We start from the raw sequence: 26,270 nt of genomic DNA on the forward strand, positions 1-26,270 counted from the left end.
TCAGCAACTTTTATATCTTAACAGGTTACCGAGTGAATGTCAACAATTTTTTTGAAGTTTTTTTCGAAGGAATTGTTGTCATCGTTTTATGCGACTTTGATAGAATAACTGAAAGTCAGCCATCTGTCAACAATAATTTTAGGTGTTCCGAATTATTTTAATTGCCTCAAGAACATAGAATAATATAGCAGTATTATACAGTTTGGTCAACAAAAAAAAGTAATTTTATTTACTTTTTTTAGAACACGACAGATAAAAAAAAATACTTTTATTTTGTTCGTTTTTAAGGTCTGTTAAACCTTCTTTTTTCTTTTTGATAAATTAATTTTCGTCATTTTAATTTTGATTTTTCCTTAACTAGTAATGCTGTCTTTCGCCTTCCAATGATTTATTTGGTAAAATGATGATGTATTTATTACTTAATATGAACGGAGGAACAGTTTAATGAAAGTACTAGTTGCAGATGATGATAAAGAGATTGTAGAACTTCTTAGTATTTATCTACATAATGAAGGTTATGAAGTTGTAAAGGCTTATGATGGTAAAGAAGCTTTAAGTAAGCTTAGAACTACAAATGACATTGATTTATTAATATTAGACATTATGATGCCTGTTATGGACGGTATGCAGGTCGTGAAGGAATTAAGGAAAGAATCACAGATTCCAATCATTATGCTGACAGCAAAAACAACAGATATGGACAAAATCAAAGGACTCGTTGCTGGCGCTGATGACTATGTAACAAAACCATTTAATCCTTTGGAAGTTATGGCTAGGGTTAAATCTTTGCTACGTCGAACAAAAATGCATGTTGCAGAAGATCAACCAGATATTCTTGAAATTCAATCATTGATTATTAATAAGGATTCACATGAAGTTAAGACAGTAGATGGAAAAGAAATTCAATTGACCGCATTAGAGTTCGGGATTTTATATCTACTAGCGAGCCATCCAAATCGTGTTTTCAGTGCAGATGAAATTTTTGAACGAGTTTGGAAGCAAGAAAGCATCGTTTCTGCAAAAACAGTTATGGTTCATGTCAGTCATTTACGGGATAAAATCGAAGAAGCGACTGATGGTGAAAAGGTAATTCAAACCGTTTGGGGTGTGGGATATAAAATAGATGCAAAATAACTCGGAAAAGAAAAAGCGAATTACCCTCACATCAAAAGAAGTTAGTGAGTTAATTGCTGAAGGAATAGTAACCGTTATTTTGTTACTATTATTAAATGTAGCAATCATGGTTCTTTTTACCCAGATGCTCAATAATTCGCCAGATTTAACAGATGCAATTTATCGCTCAAAGGATATTTTTGCTAATAATCTAGGTAGTGACATTTTTTGGAGTGGAAGAAACTTTGTTATTCCTCTATTTCTTGTCATTGATGTACTTGTTGTTTTTTGGCGTTTAATCAGACGATATCGACAAATGCAATTACGACACATTATTAACGAGCTCCATTATATTGCTAACGGAAATTACGATTATCGGATTCCTTTTGAATTACGAGGCGATCTTAGTAAAGTTGTTGATAGTATTAACGGTTTAGTTGATAGTACCGTTGCTGCTATCGAAGATGAACGTGAAATTGAAAAATCAAAAGATGAACTAATTACAAATGTCAGCCATGACATTCGTACACCGCTAACCTCCATCATTGGCTACCTTGGATTAATCGAAGACGGTCAATATCAAAGTAACGATGAAATACTTAAATATACAAGTATTGCCTATAAAAAGGCGAAACAAATGAAGTCATTAGTAGAAGACTTATTTGAATATTCAAAGGTTCGACAACCCTCTGTTCCTGTTAATAATATCTCTTTTGATATGGTACAATTACTAGAACAGCTGGCTGCTGATTTTGAATTAGAAGCGAAAAAGAAAAATATTCAAATCCAAGTTGAAACCAAAGAAACTCAATTAATAATGGACGGCGACACTGAAAAACTGGTCCGTGTCTTTAATAATCTAATTACTAACGCTTTAAAATATGGCGCTGAAGCAGACAGAATAGTAATAGAGATAGAAAAAGCTAAAAATGAAGCAGTCGTTACCGTGAAAAATAATGGAACTCCTATTCCTAGAGAAGCTTTGGATCAGTTATTTGATCGTTTTTATCGTGTTGACGGTTCTCGTTCACAAGAGATTAGTGGTACCGGCTTAGGCTTAGCTATTGCTCAAAACATTGTTAATCTTCATGGCGGATATATTTATGCTCAATCAAATGAGAACTGGACATCCTTTATTATTCATTTACCACTTTACAAAAACCAAGTTAAAGCTATCCAAGATAATCATTGACTTTGATTTTTTGATTGCTTATACTGATTTCAATAAGACATGCAGGAAACCAAGTACGTAAGTTTGTTTTTTCAGAGAGTTGATGGCTGGTGTAAATCAACAAAACAGCTTAAAGAAATCCAGTTTCATGATCTGTGTTTTTTGAAAGAAAAACCGAGTGACGTCGATATCCGTTAATCAAGTGCAGCTTATGCTGAATTTGGGTGGTACCGCGAAATTCAACACCGTTTCGTCCCTATTTCATGGGATGAAACGGTGTTTTTTTATTTAAAGGAGGAAAAGTAATGCTAGATGTCAAAATGATTCGTAATAATTTTGCTGAAGTAAATGAAAAATTAGCTACTCGTGGTGTTAAAAAAGAAGTTTTAGAACGTTTTTTGGATTTAGACGAACAACGTAGAAAATTACTAGTAAAAACAGAAGAATTAAAAAAATATCGTAATGATGTTTCAGGTGAAATCGCGAAATTAAAACGCGAAAAAAATGACGCAACCGATAAAATTACTGAAATGAAAGAAGTTGGTGTGACCATTAAAGACTTCGATGCGCAAGTAGCTGATATCGATGCACAATTGACTGAAATTGCAACAACATTACCAAATTTGCCTCATGATTCTGTACCTATTGGAGATGATGAGGAGGACAACGTAGAAGTTCGGCGCTGGAGTAAGCCTCGTCAATTTGCTTTTGAACCAAAGCCTCATTGGGAAGTTGCTGAAAATTTAGACATCTTAGATTTTGAGCGCGGAGCAAAAGTTTCAGGTAGTCGTTTTGTTTACTATAAAGGTTTAGGTGCGCGTTTAGAACGTGCTGTTTACAATTTTATGCTGGATGAACACATTTATGAACAGGGTTATACTGAAATGATTACACCTTATTTGGTAAATAGTAAGTCAATGTTTGGTACAGGACAGTTCCCGAAATTTAAAGAGGATGTCTTTCAAGTGGAAGATCGTGACTTAACATTAATACCTACTGCAGAAGTTCCATTAACAAATTATTATGCGGATGAAATTTTAGATGGTAAAGATTTACCAATTTATTTCACAGCCTTATCTCCTTCTTTCCGTTCTGAAGCTGGTAGCGCTGGTCGCGATACTCGTGGATTGATTCGTCTACATCAATTCCACAAAGTAGAGATGGTAAAGTTCAGTGATAAGGACTCTTCTTATGACGAATTGGAAAAAATGACTCAGAATGCTGAGATTCTTTTACAAAAACTAAATCTACCTTATCGTGTCATCACTCTTTGTACAGGAGACATGGGGTTCTCAGCAGCTAAAACTTATGATTTAGAAGTATGGGTGCCTGCTCAAAACACCTATCGTGAAATTAGCTCTTGTTCAAATTGTGAAGATTTCCAAGCACGTCGAGCAATGATTCGCTATCGCAATGAAGAGGGGAAAGTCCAATATACTCATACACTGAACGGATCTGGCTTGGCTGTAGGACGAACTGTAACTGCTATCTTGGAGAACTATCAAAACGAAGATGGCTCAGTTACGATTCCTGAAGTCTTAGTTCCATATATGGGGAATGTAAAAGTTATTAGAAACGATAAATAAATTAAAAAAAGTGGCATCTTCAAATGTAGGAAGATGCCACTTTTTAGCAATTATTTTATTATTGTTCCACTGAATAGTTCGGTGCTTCCTTTGTGATTTGTACATCATGAGGGTGTGATTCTTTCAAACCATTTCCACTCATTTGCACAAATTGTGCATTTTCACGTAAATGTTCTAGATTTCCAGCACCAACATACCCCATTCCAGCTTTAAGTCCGCCTATCATCTGGAAAATGATATCCGCAGCTGTTCCTTTGTAAGCTACGCGTCCTTCAATTCCTTCTGGGACCAACTTATTAGCTTCATTCACGCCGCTTTGGAAATAGCGATCACTTGAGCCTTTTTCCATCGCACCAAGAGATCCCATTCCTCGATAAGTTTTAAAGCGACGGCCTTGATAAATTTCAAACTCACCAGGAGATTCGTCAGTACCAGCTAGCATGGAACCCAGCATAACAGCATGTCCTCCTGCTGCTAATGCTTTTACAATATCTCCGGAATATTTGATTCCCCCATCAGCAATAATTGCTTTTCCATACTGGCGTGCAACAGATGCTGCGTCATAAATCGCCGTTAATTGAGGCACACCAACGCCTGCTACTACTCGCGTTGTACAAATTGATCCAGGACCAATTCCCACTTTTACGATATCCACACCAGCATCGTATAAAGCCTTTGCCCCTTCTGCTGTTGCAATATTACCTGCAATTAAAGTAGCTTCTGGAAAAGTTTCGCGAATTTCACGAATTTTACGCAAAACGCCTGCACTATGTCCATGAGCTGTATCTATTACAATACCATCAGCACCAGCCTTCAGTAGAGCTTCCGCACGTTCAAAAGTATCACTGGTAACTCCTACTGCTGCAGAAACTAATAAACGACCATGTTCATCTTTAGCAGCATTAGGAAACTCAATAACTTTTTCAATATCTTTTATTGTAATTAGCCCGCTTAGACGTCCTTCTTCATCAACGATCGGTAATTTTTCGATTTTATGCTTTTGTAATATCTTTTCGGCATCCTGTAATTTAGTACCTACAGGAGCTGTTACTAAACCATCCTTGGTCATCACTTCGTAGATGGGAATATCATAATTTGTTACAAAACGCATATCTCTATTCGTGATGATACCAACTAACTTTCGATTTTCTAAAGTTTCTACAATGGGCACACCACTAATACGGTATCGACTCATTAAATCTTCAGCATCTTGTACTTTATGTTCTGGTGTTAAGAAAAATGGATCAATAATGACCCCACTCTCTGAACGTTTTACTTTACGAACCTCATCTGCTTGGGCAGCAATACTCATATTTTTATGGATAACTCCTAATCCACCTTGTCGAGCCATAGCAATAGCCATTTTACTATCTGTAACTGTATCCATACTTGCACTCATCAACGGAATGTTCAATTTGATATTTTTCGCTAACTGCACACTCATATCCACTTCATTTGGCAATACATGACTCTCAGCCGGTATCAACAAAACATCATCAAAAGTCAGACCTTTTTTTGCAAATTTCGTTTCCCAATTAGACATTGTTCGTTACCACTCCCCAGAATTATTTTTAATAAAGAAACTAACAGAACCAGCGAGTGAAGTCAATAACTTGTGCCAAAATCCTCATCTAACCTTTATTTTTCTACAGATTAGAACCATTTTTCAAGCAAATCAGTGGTTATCTCGCTATCGGCACCGACTATTTGATAGGTCACCTTATTCTTAAGAGTATCTCGAATTAAATAGAAACCTTCTTTATTTTCAAAGTTATCTAAACGAATAATTAAATACCGTTCACCAACTTGTTGGATATCCTTAAAAATCTCACGTAATAGCACTTTTGCTTGATGAATATTATTTTGACGTTCTTGAGCTTTATTAACTGCAGCAGTCAACGTGTACCCTTCATCAAGAAAATGTTTGATAATCTCAACTTTAATTACCATTGGTAATTTAAATTTTCGGTTGCCACTTTTTTCACCTGTAGAGCTAATGAATCCCTTTTGTTCCCAATAACGAATTTGACGTGGTGAAACACCAGTTACTTTACTTAACTCACTGATTCCTACTAACAAGTCATCACTTTCTAGGAGCTGCTTGACCGTATTATTTTTCACGATGCATCCCTCTCTTCCCCTCCGATTATACTTTCAATAACAAACGTGTCAAGTAAGTTGACAAAAAATTCTAATCGCAGTAAAGTAACAAACGAACATTTAATGTTTCTGAAAATTTTCAAAAAGAGAGAAGGCGTTAGATCGTGAGTAATAATCAAACGGTCGATATTTATGGAAAACCTTACAATCGTTCTTTACTAGTCGTGGTGCTATTAATAGGAACTTTCTGTACGGTGTTAAACCAAACTTTATTAACAACAGCTTTTCCAGCACTAATGAAAGCTTTTGATATATCTGCTTCTAGTGTTCAATGGCTAACTACTGGCTTCTTGCTAGTAAACGGGATTATGATCCCAATCAGTGCTTGGCTAATTAATAAATTCAGTTCAAAAAAATTGTACTTATCAGCTATGACTATTTTTTTGATTGGAACCATCACATGTTTCGTTGCACCGAACTTTTCTACATTATTAATTGGAAGATTGATTCAAGCTGCCGGCGTCGGTATCTCCATGCCTCTATTGCAGAATATCATGCTATCTATCTTTCCACCGGAAAAACGCGGATCCGCAATGGGGATGGCCGGAATTGTTATTGGTCTTGCTCCTGCCTTAGGCCCTACCTTATCTGGTTGGATCATTGATCACTATACTTGGCGTGATCTTTTCGGCATGGTAATTCCGATTGTCATTTTAGTTTTAGTTTTAGCTACTTTTTTAATGAAAAGTGTCATTCAATTATCTAACCCAAGTATTGACATACTGTCAGCTCTTTTATCAACGATTGGTTTCGGAAGCCTATTATATGGTTTTTCTTCTGTTGGTAATGATGGGTGGGGCAGTGTTAAAGTTATTGGATTTTTAGTTGTCGGTGTGATAGTGATCGGACTCTTTGTATGGCGACAACTACATTTGGAACACCCATTCTTAGAACTTCGTGTATTTAAATCACCTATATTTACAATTGCGGCTATTTTAAGTGGAGTCGTCAATATGGCAATGGTTGGTGCTGAAATGGTACTTCCTTTATATATTCAAAATATCCGTGGGGAATCGGCTTTCCATTCTGGCTTAATGCTACTACCCGGTGCCTTAGTCATGGGCTTAATGATGCCAATTACTGGGTCAATTTTTGATAAGTACGGTGCAAAACGCCTAGCAATAAGCGGGATGTTAATTTTAACGGCAGCTACTTTACCATTTGCCTTTTTAACTTCCGAAACACCAATCGCTATGATCGTCATTTTATATGCAATGCGTATGTTTGGAATTTCAATGGTTATGATGCCTGTTACAACTTCAGGAATGAACGCTTTACCAATGAATTTGATCAGTCATGGTACAGCTGTCAACAACACCTTCCGACAAGTAGCAAGTTCTATAGGAACAGCAATATTGATCAGCGTGCTAACAAATGTCACAAAAGGTAATTTACCTGCAGCCCATTTATTAAAGACTTTACCTTTAACCTACAAGAATCAAGCAATTAGTGCTACATTATCTGGCTATCACGCCGCTTTCTATGTAGCAGTAATATTTGGGGTCATTGGTTTCATTATTACATTTTTCTTGAAAGCCAATACTAAAGCAGAAGGAGGAGTGGCAAAATGATCTTCGCGATAACCATTATCAGTGTTCTAGCTTTTGCTTTAATAAATATTTTTGCTAAAAAGACTTGGCAAACATTTCTTTCAATAATTTTTGCAGGGATTTTCTTAATTAGTTTAGGATTTATTACTGCTAATGACCATTACCACTATGGCATGAAAAAAGTAACCGAAACGACCACCCAGACATTAACTTCTACAGCGGATAATAAGGATATGAAGATGTTACTCTATCAACCACTTGGTAATGGAACAGAAAAAATTTATTTATACAAAACCAATGAATCTCAGAAAAAACCTAAAACAACTGGAACAGACCATGTAAGTAACCGTGTGAAAAAAAATCAAGAAAAGACACAGCTAGTTACTGCTAAAACATATTGGGTATATAAAAACGAGATTGCAAAATTTTGGTTTGGACTTTCTAGTAAAAATCATCAATTGATTAATGAAAAAAATACGTTCAATGTCCAAAAGGATTGGTTTGTATTAAGTACGGACCAAGCAAAAGAACTGGCAAAACTAGTAACTAAAAATAAAACTTCTATGCAAAATGATGCGAAGAAGTTCGTTCAAGAAAAAGTTGAAGCGGCTATGATACAGAATCCGTCTATGGATCAAGCAACTCAGCAAAAAATAATACAGCAAGCTACCAAAGAATATCAACAACAAAGTATGGCAAAATTAATTGCTGAAGTAACAAAAAAAGGATAGAAAAAAGAAGCTAGATTCAACAGAATCTAGCTTCTTTTACTATCTACGTGGTGCGGTTGCTAAACTACTAACAATTCCGAAACGTTTTTTCAAGTAATAACGTAGTGCTAAGGCAAGAGCTGATAAAATAACCATTAACATTGGATCTAGAATAGGATTTACCGTTGGAGGTAACAATGCTGCCCCATTAAAGACTAAGAACCATACTAGTGTAACTGAAACTAACATAAGAATGGACTTCCAAGTTTTTGGTTTTTTTGATTTATCTGCTCCTGGTTGTTCAAATTGGTAAAAGAATATATACATCATGTAGAAAACTAATCCTCCGACTGCGGAAGCTACGATTAATGTTGTTAACCCATAAGTCACCATTTGTGTTCCACGTGAAACAAACATCCCCATAATACCTGATAATATTCCTAATAACCCAAATAACAATAGAAAATTATCTAGCCACATCAATGAAGCAGTAGTCGATTTTTTTTGTTCAGCGGGTTTATTGACAATCGCATCAAGTCGTTCAGAAACCGTTCCGAATAATTGTCGGGCTGTCTTCCCAGATTTTTGCTCCTCCACTAACGTGGGAAGCATCTCGTTTAAGGCTACGATAGTTTGTTCATCCGTCAAATTTGCTGCCTTTAACGCTTTTTTCAAGTCAAAAATGTATTGCTCGTTACGCTTAGTAAGCTTCTCTTCAAGTTGAACGTTTTCTGCTTGCAACGTTTGTAACTTTTCTGGTTCCATTGTTTCTTTCCTCCCTAAACGTTGAAACGGAACAGCATTACATCGCCATCTTGTACGACATAATCTTTTCCTTCTAATCTGACACGTCCAGCTTCTTTTGCTGCGTGCATACTGCCATATTTATTTAAGTCTTCAAAAGAGACCGTTTCAGCTCGAATAAATCCACGTTCGAAATCTGTATGGATGATTCCTGCTGCTTGAGGAGCTTTAGTTCCCTTTCGGAAAGTCCATGCTCGAACTTCTTGTTCCCCTGCTGTAAAGTAAGTTGCTAGACCTAGTAAATCATATGCGGCACGAATCAATTGATCTAATCCTGATTCTTCAATTCCCATCGCCTCTAGAAACTCTACTTTGTCTTCATCTTCTAACTCAGCAATTTCTTCTTCTGCTTCGGCACAAACAACAATTACTTCTGAATGTTCACTCGCTGCAAAATTCCGCACAGTTTGCACATACTCATTATCATCTGGACTAGCTACTGTATCCTCATCAACATTAGCTACGTAAAGAACAGGTTTACTTGTTAATAAGAACAAACCTTTGACAATTTTTTGTTCTTCTTCAGTAAATTCAATCGTTCTGGCAGATTGTCCTTCTTCTAAAACAGGCTTTAACTTATCTAATACAGCTAATTCTGCCACAGCGTTTTTTTCTTTTGTTTTTGCTACTTTTGCTACACGAGCATACCGTTTATTGATTGAGTCTAAATCAGCTAAGACCAACTCTAGGTTGATTGTTTCTATATCTTCTAACGGATCCACACGTCCCTCAACATGGGTGATGTTTTCATTATCAAAACACCGAACAACATGACAGATAGCATCAACTTGACGGATGTGGCTCAAAAATTGGTTACCTAGACCCTCACCTTTGCTGGCTCCTTTTACAATACCTGCTATATCTGTAAATTCAAAGGTTGTCGGTACAGTTTTTTTAGGATGTACCAATTCAGTTAAGCGTTCTAAACGCCAATCAGGTACTTCTACCATTCCAACATTTGGATCAATTGTCGCGAAAGGATAATTAGCAGCCTCTGCACCTGCTTTAGTAATTGCATTAAATAAGGTAGACTTACCAACATTAGGTAACCCTACAATTCCGGCTGTTAAGGCCATGGTTAACTTCACTCTTTCTCTACTAAGGAATTATTCTTGAGTCAAATCATTTTTCTTCTCAAGGATTTTTTTCATTTTCTTTTCAAAATCACGGCGTGTCATCATGACAATATGCCCACAATTTACACATTTGATTTTGATATCTGCACCCATGCGAATGATCTCCCAGCGATTTGTCTGGCAGGCATGTGGTTTTTTCATCTCAACGATATCACCTAAATCATACATCTGGCAAACCTCCTCGATTCCATTCATTCTTTTGGCTATACACACATTTATGATTCATCAAAATGGATATTCAAAATATCTAAGATACGTGTAAGATCTGATGGGGATAGATACTCAATCGAAATTTTACCTTTACCGTCTTTTTCAACGATTTCTACACCCGTTCCAAACTTGTCCATCAGCCTGTCTTCACTTTCACGCAAATAGTAGGGTTTTTCCTTGGATAAGCGAGGAACCTTTTTCTTATCCTTTGCTTTCCCCTCATTATACTCATTAACAATCTGTTCTAACTGACGCACTGTCAAATTTTCTTTTACTGCACGGTTTGCTAGTTTCAAAATTTGATCTTTTTTCTTTAAACCTAACAAGGTACGCGCTTGGCCCATTGATAAGCGTTCATCTTGCACCATTTCTTTAACTAATTTAGGTAACGTCAACAAACGTAAGTAATTTGCGATATAGGGGCGACTTTTCCCTAAACGATTTGCTACATCAGCTTGCGTAAGTTTTAAATTCTTCATTAGCATTTCATAGGCTTCTGCCTCTTCTAAGGGATTAAGGTCTTCTCTTTGCAAATTCTCCAACACAGCAATTTGCATCATGGCTTCCTCATCAAACTCCCGAATGATGGCTGGAATTGTTTCCTTACCTGCTAATTTAGAAGCACGGAAGCGACGTTCACCCGCAATTAGTTCATATCCCTTAACAGCGGACTTCCTTACGATAATCGGTTGAAAGACGCCAGATTGTTCAATTGAGTTTGCTAATTCCTGCAAAGTGGTTTCGTCAAAAGATTTCCGTGGTTGGTAGGGGTTGGGGCGTAAATCACTTAAAGGAATTTCAATCACTTGATCTTTCTTCATGTCTACTTCTTCAATCTCAGAAAGATCTTGAAATAAGGCATCAATTCCGCGTCCTAATCCTTTATTTTTGCTCACGAACTAACACTTCCTTTGCTAGAGCTTGATAAACTTCTGCACCTTTCGAGCGTGGATCATAATCAATAATAGGCTTACCATGGCTAGGTGCTTCAGATAAACGGACATTTCTTGGAATAATCGTATCATAAACCTTTTCCTGAAAATAGCGACGAACTTCCTCAACCACTTCTGCACCAAGGTTTGTTCGGGCATCATACATGGTTAACAGTACGCCTTCGATTTCTAATCCCGGGTTAAAATGTTTTTGAACCAAACGAACGGTATTTAAAAGCTGACTCAATCCTTCCAATGCATAATATTCACATTGAACTGGAATTAAGATAGCATCGCTAGCAGTAAATGCATTAATGGTTAAATGTCCCAATGATGGTGGGCAGTCCACTAAAATAAAGTCATATTCATCGCTAACTTCTGCTAAAGCACTTTTTAAACGAGATTCCCGAGCCATCATTGATGTTAGTTCAATTTCCGCTCCTGCTAATTGTAACGTAGCGGGTACGATTGATAAATTTTCTCTTGAGGTTTTTATAATCGTTTCTTTGATGGGGACCTCATTTACTAAAACGTCATAAATATCTTGTTTTACATCAGGCTTACGCACACCTAAGCCACTCGTAGCGTTTCCTTGTGCGTCGCTGTCGATTAACAAGACTTTCTTTCCATCATACGCTAAGCACGCACCCAAATTAACAGTCGTTGTCGTTTTACCGACCCCGCCTTTTTGGTTTGCAACAGATATGATCCGTGCCATCTAATTTCCTCCTAGTTCCTACTAAAAAATTTATTCCCAAATGGAAAATAAGTTGTACTACTTAAATGAATTATTTTATCGGCTGCTTATTAGGCAAACCTGGTTTACGAGGATATTTTTTTGGTGTCTCTTTCTTTTTTTGCACTGTAATAATATGACGCGTATCACCATTGGGTAATGAAACATCTTCTGCGTTAATCAATTTACCACCTAAAAGAGCAATTGCATGCTTCGCTTCAGATAATTCTTCTTCGCTTTTTGCTGCTTTTAAGGCAAAGAAATAGCCTTCCTTTTCGACTAACGGTAAGCAAAGCTCCGTCAATACATTCAATCTTGCTACTGCTCTAGCAGTTACAAAATCAAATCCTTCACGAAATTTTGAATTTTTTCCAAAAGATTCTGCTCTATCATGGTAAAGATGCACACCATCCAACTGCAGTTCTTCTACCAATGTTGTAAAAAAAGTGATTCGTTTTTTCAGAGAATCAACTATTGTCACTTCTAAATCTGGAAAAACAATTTTTAACGGTAAACTAGGAAAGCCAGCACCTGATCCTACATCGCACAGTTGTCCTTCAGGTTTAAACGTATCTAAAAACGCCAATGTGATAGAATCATAAAAATGCTTTAGATAAACTTCTTTGTGTTCAGTAATCGCCGTAAGGTTCATCTTTTGATTCCATTCAACTAATAAACGGAAATAAGCCGCAAATTGTTCCATTTGTTTATCGTTTAGTTCAATTCCTTGCTTACTTAATTCCAATTGAAATTCTTCTGGTGTCATAAGAAATCCTTTCATTTTCGTGAAACAGCAAAATGTTTCACAGACTATCCTCTACTTTAACGCATTATTGCTTTACATGCAATGGTTTACGTATGTTTCACATAGAGATTAAGAAAGGCTTAATCCCACTTTTTATTCGCATTTTCTAAACAGAAATCGTAAAATTTTTTCAAAACCGGAATTTCTAAATTATTTTTTTTCACCGCTAAGTAAATGTTCCGATCATCCAGCTCATCTGTAATCTTTATTTTTTTAACAGGAAAAGACCTGATTGATGGAATATTAGGCATTATAGCTATCCCATAATTTTGACCCACAAAGCCTAAAATACTATGATCCTCTTCCAATTCACAAACAATATCTAAATCTAAATTTAGTTTTTTTATTTGTTGATTTAGATACGGGCGTAATCCACTTTGCTTACTATAGTAGACATATGGATATTTGATGGTCTCCACCAAAGAAATAGTGTCATATTTTGCCAAAGGATGCTCTAATGGGACTACCACTACCATCTCTTCCTGTGTTAAAATTTGATAAATTAATTCGGAATCGTTACTTACTTTTGAACAAATCCCAATATCTATGCGATCCTCAAGCAACATTTGAATAATTTGATTGGAGTTTCCCTGCTGAAATTCAAAATTAATTTTTTGATGGCCTTTCTTATGAAAAGATTGTGTTAATTTTGGTGCCAGATTTGCTCCCATCGTAAAAATGAACCCAAATTGAATTTCACCAGAATCAGGATCGACCATCTCCTGCAATTTACGTTGGCCTTTTTCTATCTCAACCAGTGCTGGAGCGACATACTCGTAAAAAATCCGTCCGTGGCGGGTCAATTGAATATTTCGTCCCTTTTTTTCAAATAGTCTAACACCAATCTCTTGTTCTAGCATCGTCATTGCATGACTGATATTAGGCTGTGATGTATTCGTTTCTTTCGCAGCTTGTGTCATATGTTCTGTTTGGGCCAATATTACAAAAAACTCTAATTGTCGCAAATTCATTACTTCACCCCACTAAAAGGTAACTACTTATTTGATAAATAGATTTTATCAATTTTATTGATATAAATCATTAGTTTTCATAATAAAATTGCGTTACTATGTGGGTGACTTCAAGTGAAATATATCACATGAAAGGAGTCTCTTATGAAAAAAGAGAAGTACCATCTTTTAATTTCTAGCCTGTATTTTAATTATATTTTTCAAGGAATGGCTGCCATTATTTTATCTCAAAATATGACAAATTTGAGAATACATTGGCAGGCTTCAACTGCACAAGTAACATTAGTTATGAGCGCCATTGGACTTGGAAGAATATTGAGCTTGTATTTTTCTGGTTATTTTTCAGATAAATTCGGACGAAAAAAAACCGTGTTAATTGCTATCGTTTCATATATGATTTTCTTTTGCGGCATGCTTTTAAGTCCTAGTTATCAGCTAGCATTTTTCTTAGCAATGTTTGGTGGTGTTAGTAACGCTTTTCTAGATACTAGTACTTATCCGACACTCGTCGAGGCTTATCCAGATGAACGAGTAAACAGCTCATTAAGTGTTTTAAATAAGGCTTTTATCTCTCTTGGTCAATTTCTTTTGCCTTTTATTACGCGTTATTTGCTACAACATAAGCTGTTTTTTGGATGGCCATTTATCCTGTGCGCAGTGTGTTTATTTGTAAACATGTTCTATCTACTTTTTGCACATTTTCCCAGTTCTGCAACAATCATAAAAAAAGACACTGAAATTACAACAACTGTTGAACCTAAAAATCGCGGAAAATTTAAAATAGATGGCATTGCTTTATTGGTTTTTTCTTTTGTTTCCGTTTCATTATTTAATATTTTCATCTTATGGATTCCTCAATATGCTGAAAGTATGCAGATCGTTTCTCATGAAAATAGCCTAATCTTCGTTAGCCTTTACAGTACAGGCTCCTTTATTTCCGTATTTTTTACTTCTGGTATAGTAAAAAAAGGGATCAACATTCCTAAATTTATCTGTTTCTGTCTTTTAATTTCTGGAATATCTTTACTCCTGATGCTTCTATCCCCAAACTTCATAACGGTAGTTATAGCCGCTATTTGTATCGGAATCTTTGCGGCTGGCGGAATTTGGCAGTTAGGACTAGCCTTAATGCTAGAGTTATTTCCAAAAAAGAAAGGCAAGTGCACCAGTTATTATTCACTTGCCACTTCTGTCTCTATCATGGTTACTCCTTATATTACAGGTGTGATCAGTGAACAAGGAATTACCTATGTTTTTTGGTTCGTCATTCTTTTAAATATCATTGGCCTAATGGCTTCATTTGTGATTGTCCATCGCTACAATAAATTGATAAAACGATTAGTCTTGAGCTAATCGTTTTATTTATTTGTTTTATTGATTTTATCAATATAAAGCATTAGTTTTCCAACTCATTAAAACCTACAATAGAAATGTACATTGTGATTAGTTTCATAATAACCAAAAATAGAAAACGCTTCTATTGAGAAGTATTGAACAATAAAAACATAGAAAAGAGGAACTCTGCTATGACAGAAAGACTTACTGGACACACATTATTAATTAGTCTAATCGCTACCCCTATTCGCCACAGTATGTCACCAACAATGCATAATGAAGCCTTTGCGAAATTGGGACTGGATTACGCTTATTTAGCCTTTGAAGTAGGAAACAATGAATTAAAAGATACGGTGCAAGGAATTCGCGCCTTAGGCATCCGAGGATCAAACGTTTCAATGCCTAATAAACAAGCCATTATCCCTTATTTAGATGAAGTATCACCTGAAGCTGCTCTAATTGGAGCCGTTAATACTGTTACTAATATTGATGGTAAAGGACATCTTGTAGGGTACAATACAGATGGGATAGGAGCAATGGAAGCTCTGAAAGATGAGGGCGTCGAAGTAAAGGACCAAATCATTACCTTAACGGGGGCTGGAGGCGCTGGTACAGCCATTGCAATCCAAGCGGCTTTTGATGGTGCCAAAGAGTTACGAATCTTTAATGCTAACGATGCTGTTTTCCCGAATGCTGAAGAAACTGCTCGAAAAATTAATGAAAACACCGATTGTCTAGCATCTGTGACGGATTTAGCGGATCAAGACAGTTTCAAGGCGTCTATTGCAGAAAGTGCTATTTACATCGATGCAACAGGTGTTGGAATGAAACCCTTGGAAGATATGAGTTTAATTAATGATCCCGCAATGATCCGTCCAGACTTAGTTGTTTTTGATGTAGTCTACTCTCCTCGTGAAACGAAGTTGTTGAAATTTGCTAAAGAACATGGGGCAAAAAAAGCGATCAATGGACTTGGTATGATGCTTTATCAAGGAGCCGCTGCCTTTAAACTGTTCACCGGAGAAGACATGCCCGTCAATTATATTAAAGAACTTTTATTTAAAGATTAGGAGGAACAAGATGAAAACAGTAACGATTGATCAAGTTACGATAGGCGAAGGTTTGCCAAAAATTATCGTACCAATAGTTGGAAAAACAAAAGAGGATTTATTAGATGAGGCAGAAAAGGTTCGTACATTAGACTGTGATCTAGTGGAGTGGCGAATTGATTTCTTTGAACATGTTCAAGATCCACAATCTGTCGCTACCCTTTCACATAATTTGAAGGCTATCTTAAACAAGCCCTTGTTAATTACCTTTCGTACGAAAAAAGAAGGTGGGGTCTGTGAACTTTCGGATGAACAGTACTTTAACCTTTATAAAACAATCATAGCCGAGGGTGAATTAGACTTATTGGATGTGGAGTTATTCATGCCAGAAAAAGAAGTTGCTGAAACCATTGAACTAGCCCATCAAAACGGAATTAAAATTATTATGTGCAATCACGATTTTGATAAAACACCTGAAAAAAATGAATTAGTTACTCGTTTACGTGCTATGCAAGATAAAGGAGCAGACATCTGTAAAATTGCTGTAATGCCAAATAATTCTGCTGATGTGTTAACTTTATTAGCAGCTACTCGTGAAATGCATGAAGAGTTCGCTAAAGTTCCGTTAATTACTATGTCAATGGGAGCACTTGGAATGGTCAGCCGCGTTTCTGGACAAGTTTTCGGTTCTGCAGCAACGTTTGGCTCTGCTGGAACGGCATCTGCTCCTGGACAGGTTCCTGTTGTCGAGTTACGTAAAATGCTGGCAACACTAAAATTGAATTAAACGAATCTGAATACATCCATAAACAAATGTGTATAATATCAGTTTGTTTATGGATGTCTCTTTTTATAGAATTACTTATTTTATAGATTGAAAAAGAGGACAAACCGTTTGGGATTGTCCTCTTTTTGTGCGTTCATATTGCATACGTTTTAACATGGCTTTCGACTTACATCACTCAGTTATACTACCTACTTTAGCGATCTTCCCTTGTTCGATGTAAACCATCAGAATACTAATATCAGCAGGATTTACACCACTGATACGACTAGCTTGAGCGATTGTTTCTGGCTGAATTTTTTGAAGTTTTTGCTTTGCTTCTGTAGCTAAACCATTAATTGCCTCATAATTGATTCGTTCTGGGATACGTTTTGCTTCCATTCGCTTCAATTTTTCTACTTTTTCCATCGCTTTTTTGATATAGCCCTCATACTTAATTTGAATTTCTACCTGTTCTACTTCTTTTTCTGTTAACTCCTCATTCGCAGGAATGAACTGTAGCAATTCTTGGTAAGAGATTTCCGGGCGTTTCAAAAAGTCGCTCGCTAAGACACCATCTTTTAATTCTGCGCTATTTTTAGCTCTTAGGAAGCTTTGAACTTCTTTGCTGGGTTTTATCCGAATAGACTGTAACCGAGCCATTTCTGCTTCGATATGCGCCTTTTTAGTCAAATATGCTTGATAGTTCTCCTCTTCTACTAATCCAATCTCATGCCCGATTTCTGTTAAACGTAAATCTGCATTATCATGACGTAAAATCAAACGATATTCTGCCCTTGATGTTAATAATCGATAAGGTTCATTCGTTCCTTTCGTCACCAAATCATCAATCATAACTCCAATATACCCGTCACTGCGTTTCATAATGAAAGGTTCTTTTCCTTGAATCTTTAAAGCAGCATTAATTCCGGCCATCAATCCTTGACCAGCAGCTTCTTCATAGCCACTTGTTCCATTCGTTTGTCCAGCTGTATAAAGATTTTCAATCACTTTTGTTTCAAGTGTTGGGCGTAATTGATGAGGAGCGACCATATCATATTCGATAGCATAGCCGGTTCGCATCATTTCAGCTTTTTCTAGGCCTTCAATCGAATGTAGGACTTCATTTTGCACATCCTCCGGTAACGATGTTGACAATCCCTGAACATAGACTTCTTCTGTATAACGACCTTCTGGTTCTAAGAATAATTGGTGGCGTTCTTTATCAGCAAAACGTACGATCTTATCTTCGATGGAAGGACAATAACGGGCACCTACACCATCAACAATTCCTGTAAACATAGGCGCACGATGTAAATTATTTTGAATGATTTCATGGCTTTTCAAATTTGTATATGTTAACCAACATGGAATCTGCTCTTGTAAATACTGGCTATCTGGTGTTTGATAACTAAAATGATTAGGTCTTTCGTCACCAGGCTGAATTTCTGTTTTACTATAGTCAATCGAGCCTGATTTCACTCGTGGAGGTGTCCCTGTTTTAAAACGATGAATCTCTAACCCAAGTTCTTGTAAATGATCTGCTAACTTGATGGATGGTTGTGAATTGTTTGGACCTGACGAATATTTCAACTCACCGATAATAATCTCACCGCGTAAAGCTGTACCTGCAGTGATTATTACTGCTTTAGCTGAATAGACAGCCCCTGTTGATGTTACAACACCTTTACAGATTCCTTCTTCCACAACTAAACGATCAACAACACCTTGTTTCAAGGTTAGATTGACTTCTTTTTCAATCGTGTGTTTCATTTCTTCCGCATAAGCGTGCTTATCTGCTTGTGCACGCAGAGCTCTTACTGCGGGACCCTTACCTGTATTTAACATCCGCATTTGGATATATGTTTTATCAATATTTCGTCCCATCTCGCCACCGAGTGCATCGATTTCTCTTACAACCACTCCCTTGGCTGGACCACCAATGGAGGGATTACATGGCATAAATGCCACCATATCTAAATTGATTGTAATCAATAAGGTCTTTTGTCCCATGCGTGCTGCTGCTAATGCCGCTTCAGAACCGGCATGTCCTGCACCCACAACGATTACATCATATGTTCCTGCTTGATATTCCATGTAGCATCTCCCTCTTTATTTTCCTAAACAAAATTGACTGAATAATTGCGTAATCAGTTCGTCTTGTACACTATCGCCAACAATTTCACCTAAATAATCCCAGCAACGTGTCATATCTATTTGAACTAGATCTACTGGCATGCCTGCCATAATACCATTGTGAACTTCTTTTAATGATTGTCCTGCTTTTTCCAGCAAGGCAATATGCCGCGTATTCGATACATAAGTAGCATCTTTTTCAGCTGTCTGACCTCCAAAGAAAAGTTTTGCGATTGCCTCTTCTAATTGATCCAAACCCGCTTTTTCCAAAACAGATATTGCAAATACTTCATCTTCACTAAGATAGGATTTAAGATCTTGTGGTGATAATTGACTTGGCAGATCCGTCTTATTTAATAAAACAATTCGTTTTAACCCTTTGGTAGCTTCTAATAATTCTTTATCTTCTGCCGTTAGTGCTTCGCTTTGATTCAACACCAGTAGTATTAAGTCTGCTTCACTTAACGCTTTACGACTGCGTTCCACACCAATTCGTTCTACCACATCATCTGTCTCTCTGATTCCTGCGGTATCAATCAATTTCAAAGGTACACCACGTACATTAACATATTCTTCAATTACGTCGCGTGTCGTCCCAGCAATCTCTGTCACGATCGCTTTTTCCTCATGTAAAAGATAATTTAGCAAGCTTGATTTACCGACATTGGGACGACCAATGATGGCTGTACTCAATCCCTCACGCAAAATTTTTCCTTGTTTAGCGTTCAATAACAAAGCATCAATTTGCTGCCCGACTTGTTGTGCTTTTTCTAATAATAATTGGGTAGTTAATTCTTCCACATCATCATATTCTGGATAATCGATATTTACTTCTACCTGTGCTAACGTCTCTAATATCTCTTGACGTAGTTGACGAATTAAATGAGACAAGTTGCCGTCTAATTGATTAATTGCAACATTCATTGCCCGATCTGTTTTTGCTCGAATCAAATCCATTACCGCTTCTGCCTGAGAAAGATCTACTCGACCATTTAAAAAGGCTCTTTTAGTAAATTCACCTGGCTCGGCTAAACGTGCTCCAGAACGTAAAATAAGCTGCAGTAATTGATTGACCACTACAATTCCACCATGACAGTTTATTTCTACAATATCCTCACGTGTAAACGTCTTCGGTGCCCGCATAACAGTGACCATTACTTCATCAACTACTTGCTGATTCGCGGGATCAATAATGTGTCCATAATGAATCGTATGTGATGGCACATCTAACAAACATTTTTTTCCGCTGTTATAGACACTATCTGCAATTTCTACCGCTCGATCGCCGCTCAAGCGCACAATGCTGATTGCGCCTTCACCTGGCGGGGTTGAAATTGCTGCAATCGTATCAAATTCTAAGGTAATCTCTGCCAACTTTTTTCCTCCTAATGAATTAAGAACATAAAAAAAGTGCCTACTCCACCCCTTGATTAAGGAGTAGATTGAGCACTTTGACTGCTTTTTCTACAAAATTCTGGTGTAAGATTAGCATATTTTTATTGACAATTCAAGCATACTTGTCGAAATAGCCTTACTTTTTCAAATTTTGCTAAAGAAAAAGCTGAACCAAACATTTGGCACAGCTTCTGATTTCTAAAAATATTTTTTGGCTGGTTCAACAACTAGGTAACGATAAGGATCTTCGCCTTCAGAATGAGTTTTAATGTATTCATCTTTACTTAAAGCTGAATGAATCATTTTTCGTTCAAACGCTGGCATTGGTTCCAAAAAGACTGGTCTCCCTGTCTCTTTTACTTTTTCTGCAGTTCGCTGTGCTAACCGTGTTAAGACTTCTTCGCGTTTTTGACGGTAGTTTCCAACATTCACGACTACAGACAGCTTTTCTTTTGCTACACGATGTAGAAAAACCTGCGCTAAATATTGTAAGGCATTTAATATCTTGCCATGTTTACCAATCAGCATACCTTGCTTACTCGTTTCTAAATTCATAACAATCAAACCGTTAGCTTCATGCTGTATTTTTACTAATGCCGGTACGCCCATGTCATTGGTAATATTCGTTAAATAAAGCGCCAGCTCTTTAATTGCTTCTTCTTCATCTAAATCAATTAGCTGAATATCAGAACTACTTGATTCAACTGCTTGTTGAATTTTTTCTTCCGTCTTTTCTTCAGCAAATGTTTGTTCCTCTTCTGTCGATTTTTTATTCGTTTCAGCAGCAATTACAGGTTCTTCGACGTTAATTGGTTCAATGGAAACACGAGCATCTTTTTTTCCCATTCCCAAGAAACCTTTTTTTGCATCTGTTAAAATTTCAATATCGACAGCTTCTTTTTTCACCCCTAAAGCTTGCAGTCCTTTTGAGATTGCATCATCAATTGTTGGACCCTCATAAACAGGCATCTTCTAGACCTCCTCAGTTGTATTCTATATAAAAAATAATATGCTTCGAACATATCTGTCCTTATTTTTTCCGTTTTTTCTTTGGATGTTTAGCTTTTTCTAATGCCCGTTCTCTTTCACGAATTTGTCGAGCAACTTCTTCTCTTTCTCGACGGATCTTAAATGGGTTATTGATTAACAACGTTTGAATCACTTGGAAAGCATTTGAAATAACCCAGTATAAAGACAAACCACTCGCTAAATTTAATGCCATAACAAAAATCATGACAGGCATTGCAAAATTCATAATTTTTAATGATGCATTTGATTCTAGTTGACTCATACTTGATAGATAGCTACTTGCAAAAGTAAAGACTGCTGCAAGAATTGGTAAAATGAAATAAGGGTCGGATTGGCTCAAATTCAACCATAAAAAATGTCCTGATCTTAACTCTGGAATTCGTAAAATTGCCTGATACAAAGCCATCATAACGGGCATTTGTACTAAAAGCGGCAAACAACCTGCGTAAGGGCTCACATTATTTTCTGCGTATAATTTTTTAGTTTCCGCTTGCAGCTTTTGTTGTGTTTCTTGATCACGAGAGCTGTATTTTTCCTGCAGGGCCTTGATTTTAGGCTGTAATTCTTGCGTTTTTCGCATACTTTTGGTTTGAAAATGCATTAACGGCATCAAAATAATTCTAATAATAATAGTAAATAAAATTATTCCTATTCCGACATTTCCAAAAGCTAGCCCTTTGATAGCTTGACCGAAATAATAGACTACATAGCGGTCCCAGACACCTGTACTGTGCGCACTCACTTCCCCTGTCCCACAGGCCGATAGTAAGAAGACAAGGCTTAATAATCCTGTCATTAATAATATTTTTTTATATTTCTTCACCTAAATCTGTTTCCTTCCTAACTTAATATTTTGGCTAATTTTAAAACGTGTATAAGATTCGAACGCATTTCATCGTAAGGCAAGTCTTTTGTAGTTGGTCGCGCGATCACAATAAAGTCTATTGGCGGCAGGTCATTCTTTAACTCTTGCAAGATTGCACGAATTTTCCGCTTTACCTGATTCCGCATCACAGCATTTCCAACCTTTTTACCGACGGATATGCCTACTCGAAAATGTTTCTGACCAGAAGGTTCTAGACGGTATACCACGAATTTCCGATTCGCAAAAGAAGCACCTTCTTGAAACACTTTTTGAAATTCTCGTTCTTTTTTGACCCGATATTTTTTTTTCATCTAGCTTCCTTCGTTTCTTTTAAATCTATACCTGACAATAATACCATACTTCAAAATAAGGAAGCATCCTTATTCAGCAGAAAAATTCCTTAAGAATCTCATTTTAGATACAAAAAAAACCACTGACCGGCAGTGGCTTAAGCAGCAAGTACTTTTCTTCCTTTACGACGACGGCTTGCTAGTACGCGACGGCCGTTTTTAGTGCTCATGCGTTTACGGAATCCATGAACTTTTTGACGTTTACGTTTATTTGGTTGATAAGTTCTTTTCATTGAAATACACCTCCATAGCTAACATTACATAGACATACCCGAATATTATAACGACTCTTCCCCTACTTTGTCAATCACGAAATGAAAAAGAGGTTAATAAACCAGCTTCATTTTTTTATCCACAAAATCTGGGGATAAACTCCTTCTTAATGTGAATAACTTTTTTCCACAAAAAAAGCTCCAAGATTTTCCAAAAGTTTTTTCCCCAGAAAATAATCCTATTAGCAACTTGTCCACATGGTGGATAAGTTTTGTGCATAACTCTTCTTCAACCTTATCTATCAGCGCCTTATTTTTGCTTTATTTGTGAATTCCTTAGTGGAAAAAGGATTCTTTCCACATTTTTTCTGTAAGCTGTGTATATGTTTTTCCCTCCTGTTTATTCACTCTTTGTATTTTTATACATTCTGTGGAAAAAGAGAAATTTCATCGTATTCCTTTCTGGTTGTGGAAAACTTTTTGAAAAAATGATAAAGTAGGTCTATCTGAATTTTATAATATAGGAGGCGACTTATTTGACCTCATTGGACAATTTCTGGCAGGAATTGAAGGACAGCTATAAAAATGACCTCAATCCTGCCAGTTATGATGCCTGGGTAGGCACAGCTAAACCCTTAGCTTTAACAAATAATCAACTAACAATTGAAGTTACTAGTGATCTACATAAGCGTTATTGGGAAAAACATTTAGCCGCGAAAATCGTCGAAATTGGGTTTAAAGTGACAGGGGATGAAATAATGCCTTTGTTTGTTACACCAGATGAAGCACCGCCCGTCAGCATTGTGGAAAAAGAGGAGACACCCAAGTTAGATACAACAAAGCGTGCCATGCTTAATCCAAAATACACCTTTGACACCTTTGTCATCGGAAAGGGAAACCAAATGGCTCATGCAGCGGCCTTGGTTGTAGCAGAAGAACCTGGTTCTATCTATAATCCGCTCTTTTTCTATGGTGGCGTTGGTTTAGGTAAAACACATTTGATGCATGCCATCGGGCACCAGATGTTAGCAATCAATCCCGACGCAAAAGTAAAATACGTTTCTAGTGAAACTTTTGCTAATGACTTTATCAATTCCATAAAAAATAAAACGTCGGAAGAATTTAGACAAGAATATCGAAAAGTAGATTTGCTATTAGTAGATGATATTCAATTCTTTGCGGATAAAGAGGCGACACAAGAGGAGTTTTTCCATACTTTTGAAAACCTATATAATGACAACAAACAAATCGTTCTAACTAGTGATCGTCTGCCCAATGAGATCCCTAAATTACAAGAACGTTTAGTGTCGCGTTTTGCTTGGGGGTTGTCGGTGGACATTACTCCGCCAGACTTGGAGACACGTACTGCAATTTTGAGGAAAAAAGCTCAAGCGGAAAACCTTGAAATTCCAGACGATACCTTGAGTTACATTGCCGGACAAATTGATTCAAATATCCGTGAACTGGAAGGAGCATTGGTTCGTGTTCAGGCTTTTGCAACAATGAATAGCGCAGATATTACTACCAGTATCGCAGCAGATGCTTTAAAAAGTTTGAAAGGCACGAGCAATGCACAACTTTCTATTGGAAAGATCCAAGACGAAGTGGCTAAATTCTATCATATCCAAGTAAAAGACTTGAAAGGGAAAAAACGTGTGAAAGCAATTGTAGTTCCCCGACAAATTGCTATGTACTTAGCTAGAGAAATGACTGAAAGTTCGTTACCAAAAATTGGCGCAGAATTTGGCGGAAAAGATCATACAACCGTGATCCATGCCCATGAAAAAATCAGCCAATTGATGAAAAATGACAGCAGTATCCAACAAGAAATAGCAGAGATCAAAAATCTACTTCTTGGCTAGCCTGTGGAAAGAACGAAAAAGAGAAGTTTGTTTTTCCACACCTTATCCACAAGTGGAAAACTTGAATTACCAAGCTTTTTTCTTTGTTTTCCACATGATTAACAAGACCTACTACTTTTATTACTTAATTAACTAAAATAAATAAAAAGAATAAACTGCTGATCAAAACAAAAAACGTCTTCTTTAGAAGATCGGTATCCTGTAAAATAAATTTATCGAAAAAAATAAAAAAGGAGTTCTATCATGAAATTTACGATTAATCGCGCTCGCTTTATTCAAGAGTTACAAACCGTACAACGGGCCATTTCCACTAAAACAACCATTCCTATCTTAACTGGCGTAAAAATAGAATTAAACAATGAAGGATTGAATTTAACTGGGAGTAATGCGGATATCTCGATTGAAACTTTCCTAGCTACTGATGATGAAAAAGCGGAGCTGCAAATTGCGGAATTAGGAACAATTGTTTTACAGGCTCGCTTTTTTAGCGAGATTATTCGTCGATTGCCTGAAAAAACATTTACTTTAGAAGTCCAAGACAATTATCAAGTACTAATCACATCTGGAGCTGCTCATTTCACTGTCAATGGATTAGATGCTGACAATTATCCACATCTTCCTGTCGTAGAAGAACAAAATCAATTAAAATTACCTGTCCACATGTTGACAAAATTGATTGGTGAAACTGTTTTTTCTGTTTCTCAGCATGAAAGTCGCCCAATTTTAACTGGTGTACATTTCACCATGTCTAATGGCCAATTATTAGCTGTTGCTACGGATTCTCACCGTTTGAGTCAGCGTGTTGTCCCTGTGGAAAATGCAAATAAAGATTTTGATATTGTTATTCCTGGTAAAAGCTTAGTTGAATTGTCCCGTTCGTTATCGGATGAAGAAGCAGAAGTTGAAATCAGTATTATGGAAAACCAAGTATTGTTCAAAACACCGACAATGTATTTCTATTCTCGACTATTAGAGGGAAATTATCCTGATACAAATCGTTTAATCCCAACGAGCTTCAATACAGAGATCACATTCTCTGTGCCAACATTTTTAGCGGCTATCGAACGGGCATCATTACTTTCTCATGAAGGACGTAATAATATTGTACGATTGGCAATTGCGGATAATTCAGTAGTTCTTTATGGAAATTCTCCAGAAATCGGTAAAGTGGAAGAAGAGTTGGTTTACGAAAAGGTAAGTGGAGACCCATTGGAAATCTCGTTTAATCCTGATTATATGAAAGATGCTTTGCGTGCTTTTGGTGATATGAGTATTAAGATTCAATTTATTTCAGCCATTCGTCCATTTACTTTGGAACCGAGTGAAGGGGATGTTTCCTTTATTCAATTAATCACTCCAGTAAGAACAAACTAGAAAAAAATAGTGAGTT

At 36.7% G+C, this 26,270-nt stretch carries 25 protein-coding genes and 1 other annotated feature; of the genes, 10 read left to right on the forward strand and 15 right to left on the reverse strand.

Annotated features, from left to right (window positions below; translation table 11 throughout):
* The first annotated feature begins 444 nt into the window (after positions 1-444).
* The 3 genes from croR (at position 445) to serS (ending at position 3,870) form a co-directional block, all read left to right on the forward strand.
* On the forward strand, positions 445-1,134 hold the full coding sequence (gene croR / locus RV13_RS16895; RefSeq protein ID WP_010747441.1) for a response regulator transcription factor CroR: 690 nt from the start codon (positions 445-447) through the stop codon (positions 1,132-1,134).
* Complete coding sequence (locus RV13_RS16900) at positions 1,124-2,305, forward strand: sensor histidine kinase (RefSeq protein WP_010747440.1); 1,182 nt, start codon at positions 1,124-1,126, stop codon at positions 2,303-2,305. Before croR ends, RV13_RS16900 begins: the two co-directional genes overlap by 11 nt.
* 30 nt (positions 2,306-2,335) lie before the next feature.
* Positions 2,336-2,545: a binding site (T-box leader), on the forward strand.
* Positions 2,546-2,589: 44 nt separating this feature from the next.
* Positions 2,590-3,870, forward strand: a complete 1,281-nt coding sequence (gene serS, locus RV13_RS16905; RefSeq protein WP_010747439.1) for a serine--tRNA ligase — start codon at positions 2,590-2,592, stop codon at positions 3,868-3,870.
* Between the two features lie 58 nt (positions 3,871-3,928).
* Here serS and guaB read toward each other — a convergent pair whose 3' ends face one another.
* Positions 3,929-5,413 (reverse strand): IMP dehydrogenase, encoded by a 1,485-nt coding sequence (gene guaB / locus RV13_RS16910; RefSeq protein WP_010747438.1) that lies wholly within the window; start codon positions 5,411-5,413, stop codon positions 3,929-3,931.
* A 110-nt stretch (positions 5,414-5,523) separates the two neighbouring features.
* Positions 5,524-5,991 carry a MerR family transcriptional regulator gene (locus tag RV13_RS16915; RefSeq protein ID WP_010747437.1) on the reverse strand — a complete coding sequence of 156 codons (468 nt, stop codon included), beginning with the start codon at positions 5,989-5,991 and terminating at the stop codon, positions 5,524-5,526.
* 143 nt (positions 5,992-6,134) lie between these two features.
* On the opposite strand from RV13_RS16915, the gene RV13_RS16920 reads away from it, so the two are divergent.
* A complete protein-coding gene (locus tag RV13_RS16920) occupies positions 6,135-7,601 on the forward strand; it encodes an MDR family MFS transporter (RefSeq protein ID WP_010747436.1) in 1,467 nt (488 codons plus the stop codon).
* Positions 7,598-8,311, forward strand: a complete 714-nt coding sequence (locus RV13_RS16925) for a DUF4811 domain-containing protein (protein WP_010747435.1) — start codon at positions 7,598-7,600, stop codon at positions 8,309-8,311. The genes RV13_RS16920 and RV13_RS16925 overlap by 4 nt, the downstream gene beginning before the upstream one ends.
* Before the next feature lie 39 nt (positions 8,312-8,350).
* On the opposite strand, the gene RV13_RS16930 is transcribed toward RV13_RS16925, so the two are convergent.
* The 7 genes from RV13_RS16930 to RV13_RS16960 all read right to left on the reverse strand — a co-directional run bounded on the left by RV13_RS16930 (position 8,351) and on the right by RV13_RS16960 (position 13,884).
* Positions 8,351-9,055, reverse strand: coding sequence for a DUF1129 domain-containing protein (locus tag RV13_RS16930; protein WP_010747434.1), 705 nt, complete (start codon positions 9,053-9,055; stop codon positions 8,351-8,353).
* A gap of 14 nt (positions 9,056-9,069) precedes the next feature.
* Entirely contained in the window at positions 9,070-10,170 is a 1,101-nt protein-coding gene (ychF, locus tag RV13_RS16935) for a redox-regulated ATPase YchF (protein WP_010747433.1), read from the reverse strand.
* Positions 10,171-10,200: 30 nt separating this feature from the next.
* Positions 10,201-10,398 carry a DUF951 domain-containing protein gene (locus tag RV13_RS16940; protein WP_010747432.1) on the reverse strand — a complete coding sequence of 66 codons (198 nt, stop codon included), beginning with the start codon at positions 10,396-10,398 and terminating at the stop codon, positions 10,201-10,203.
* Between the two features lie 47 nt (positions 10,399-10,445).
* Complete coding sequence (locus RV13_RS16945) at positions 10,446-11,336, reverse strand: ParB/RepB/Spo0J family partition protein (protein ID WP_010747431.1); 891 nt, start codon at positions 11,334-11,336, stop codon at positions 10,446-10,448.
* Positions 11,323-12,090 (reverse strand): ParA family protein, encoded by a 768-nt coding sequence (locus RV13_RS16950; RefSeq protein WP_010747430.1) that lies wholly within the window; start codon positions 12,088-12,090, stop codon positions 11,323-11,325. The genes RV13_RS16945 and RV13_RS16950 overlap by 14 nt, the downstream gene beginning before the upstream one ends.
* Before the next feature lie 70 nt (positions 12,091-12,160).
* A complete protein-coding gene (gene rsmG / locus RV13_RS16955) occupies positions 12,161-12,874 on the reverse strand; it encodes a 16S rRNA (guanine(527)-N(7))-methyltransferase RsmG (protein ID WP_060789510.1) in 714 nt (237 codons plus the stop codon).
* A gap of 119 nt (positions 12,875-12,993) precedes the next feature.
* Entirely contained in the window at positions 12,994-13,884 is an 891-nt protein-coding gene (locus RV13_RS16960) for a LysR substrate-binding domain-containing protein (RefSeq protein ID WP_010747428.1), read from the reverse strand.
* A gap of 144 nt (positions 13,885-14,028) precedes the next feature.
* Between RV13_RS16960 and RV13_RS16965 the strand changes: the two genes are divergently transcribed.
* From RV13_RS16965 to aroD, 3 genes are all read left to right on the forward strand, one after another.
* Positions 14,029-15,237, forward strand: coding sequence for an MFS transporter (locus RV13_RS16965; RefSeq protein ID WP_010747427.1), 1,209 nt, complete (start codon positions 14,029-14,031; stop codon positions 15,235-15,237).
* 173 nt (positions 15,238-15,410) lie between these two features.
* The gene (locus RV13_RS16970) at positions 15,411-16,289 is read left to right on the forward strand and encodes a shikimate dehydrogenase (RefSeq protein ID WP_010747426.1); all 879 of its coding nucleotides are present in this window, start codon (positions 15,411-15,413) and stop codon (positions 16,287-16,289) included.
* Between the two features lie 10 nt (positions 16,290-16,299).
* Positions 16,300-17,055: a type I 3-dehydroquinate dehydratase gene (aroD, locus tag RV13_RS16975; protein ID WP_010747425.1), complete on the forward strand. Its 756-nt coding sequence runs from the start codon at positions 16,300-16,302 to the stop codon at positions 17,053-17,055.
* Positions 17,056-17,226: 171 nt separating this feature from the next.
* Here the strand turns inward: aroD and mnmG are convergent, their stop codons facing one another.
* From mnmG to rpmH, 6 genes are all read right to left on the reverse strand, one after another.
* Positions 17,227-19,128: a tRNA uridine-5-carboxymethylaminomethyl(34) synthesis enzyme MnmG gene (gene mnmG / locus RV13_RS16980; protein WP_010747424.1), complete on the reverse strand. Its 1,902-nt coding sequence runs from the start codon at positions 19,126-19,128 to the stop codon at positions 17,227-17,229.
* Positions 19,129-19,143: 15 nt separating this feature from the next.
* Positions 19,144-20,541, reverse strand: a complete 1,398-nt coding sequence (gene mnmE, locus RV13_RS16985) for a tRNA uridine-5-carboxymethylaminomethyl(34) synthesis GTPase MnmE (protein ID WP_010747423.1) — start codon at positions 20,539-20,541, stop codon at positions 19,144-19,146.
* Positions 20,542-20,760: 219 nt separating this feature from the next.
* Entirely contained in the window at positions 20,761-21,531 is a 771-nt protein-coding gene (jag, locus tag RV13_RS16990) for an RNA-binding cell elongation regulator Jag/EloR (RefSeq protein WP_010747422.1), read from the reverse strand.
* Between the two features lie 61 nt (positions 21,532-21,592).
* Positions 21,593-22,414: a YidC/Oxa1 family membrane protein insertase gene (locus tag RV13_RS16995; protein WP_010747421.1), complete on the reverse strand. Its 822-nt coding sequence runs from the start codon at positions 22,412-22,414 to the stop codon at positions 21,593-21,595.
* A 17-nt stretch (positions 22,415-22,431) separates the two neighbouring features.
* Positions 22,432-22,767 carry a ribonuclease P protein component gene (gene rnpA / locus RV13_RS17000; protein ID WP_010747420.1) on the reverse strand — a complete coding sequence of 112 codons (336 nt, stop codon included), beginning with the start codon at positions 22,765-22,767 and terminating at the stop codon, positions 22,432-22,434.
* Between the two features lie 137 nt (positions 22,768-22,904).
* Entirely contained in the window at positions 22,905-23,039 is a 135-nt protein-coding gene (gene rpmH / locus RV13_RS17005) for a 50S ribosomal protein L34 (protein WP_006703104.1), read from the reverse strand.
* Between the two features lie 515 nt (positions 23,040-23,554).
* Here rpmH and dnaA point away from each other — a divergent pair.
* Together dnaA and dnaN are read left to right on the forward strand one after the other, a co-directional pair.
* Positions 23,555-24,880, forward strand: coding sequence for a chromosomal replication initiator protein DnaA (gene dnaA, locus RV13_RS17010; protein WP_010747419.1), 1,326 nt, complete (start codon positions 23,555-23,557; stop codon positions 24,878-24,880).
* 243 nt (positions 24,881-25,123) lie between these two features.
* Positions 25,124-26,254, forward strand: coding sequence for a DNA polymerase III subunit beta (gene dnaN, locus RV13_RS17015; RefSeq protein ID WP_010747418.1), 1,131 nt, complete (start codon positions 25,124-25,126; stop codon positions 26,252-26,254).
* The last annotated feature ends 16 nt before the right edge of the window (positions 26,255-26,270 follow it).

Source organism: Enterococcus raffinosus, assembly GCF_001886185.1.
Lineage (GTDB): Bacteria > Bacillota > Bacilli > Lactobacillales > Enterococcaceae > Enterococcus_A > Enterococcus_A raffinosus.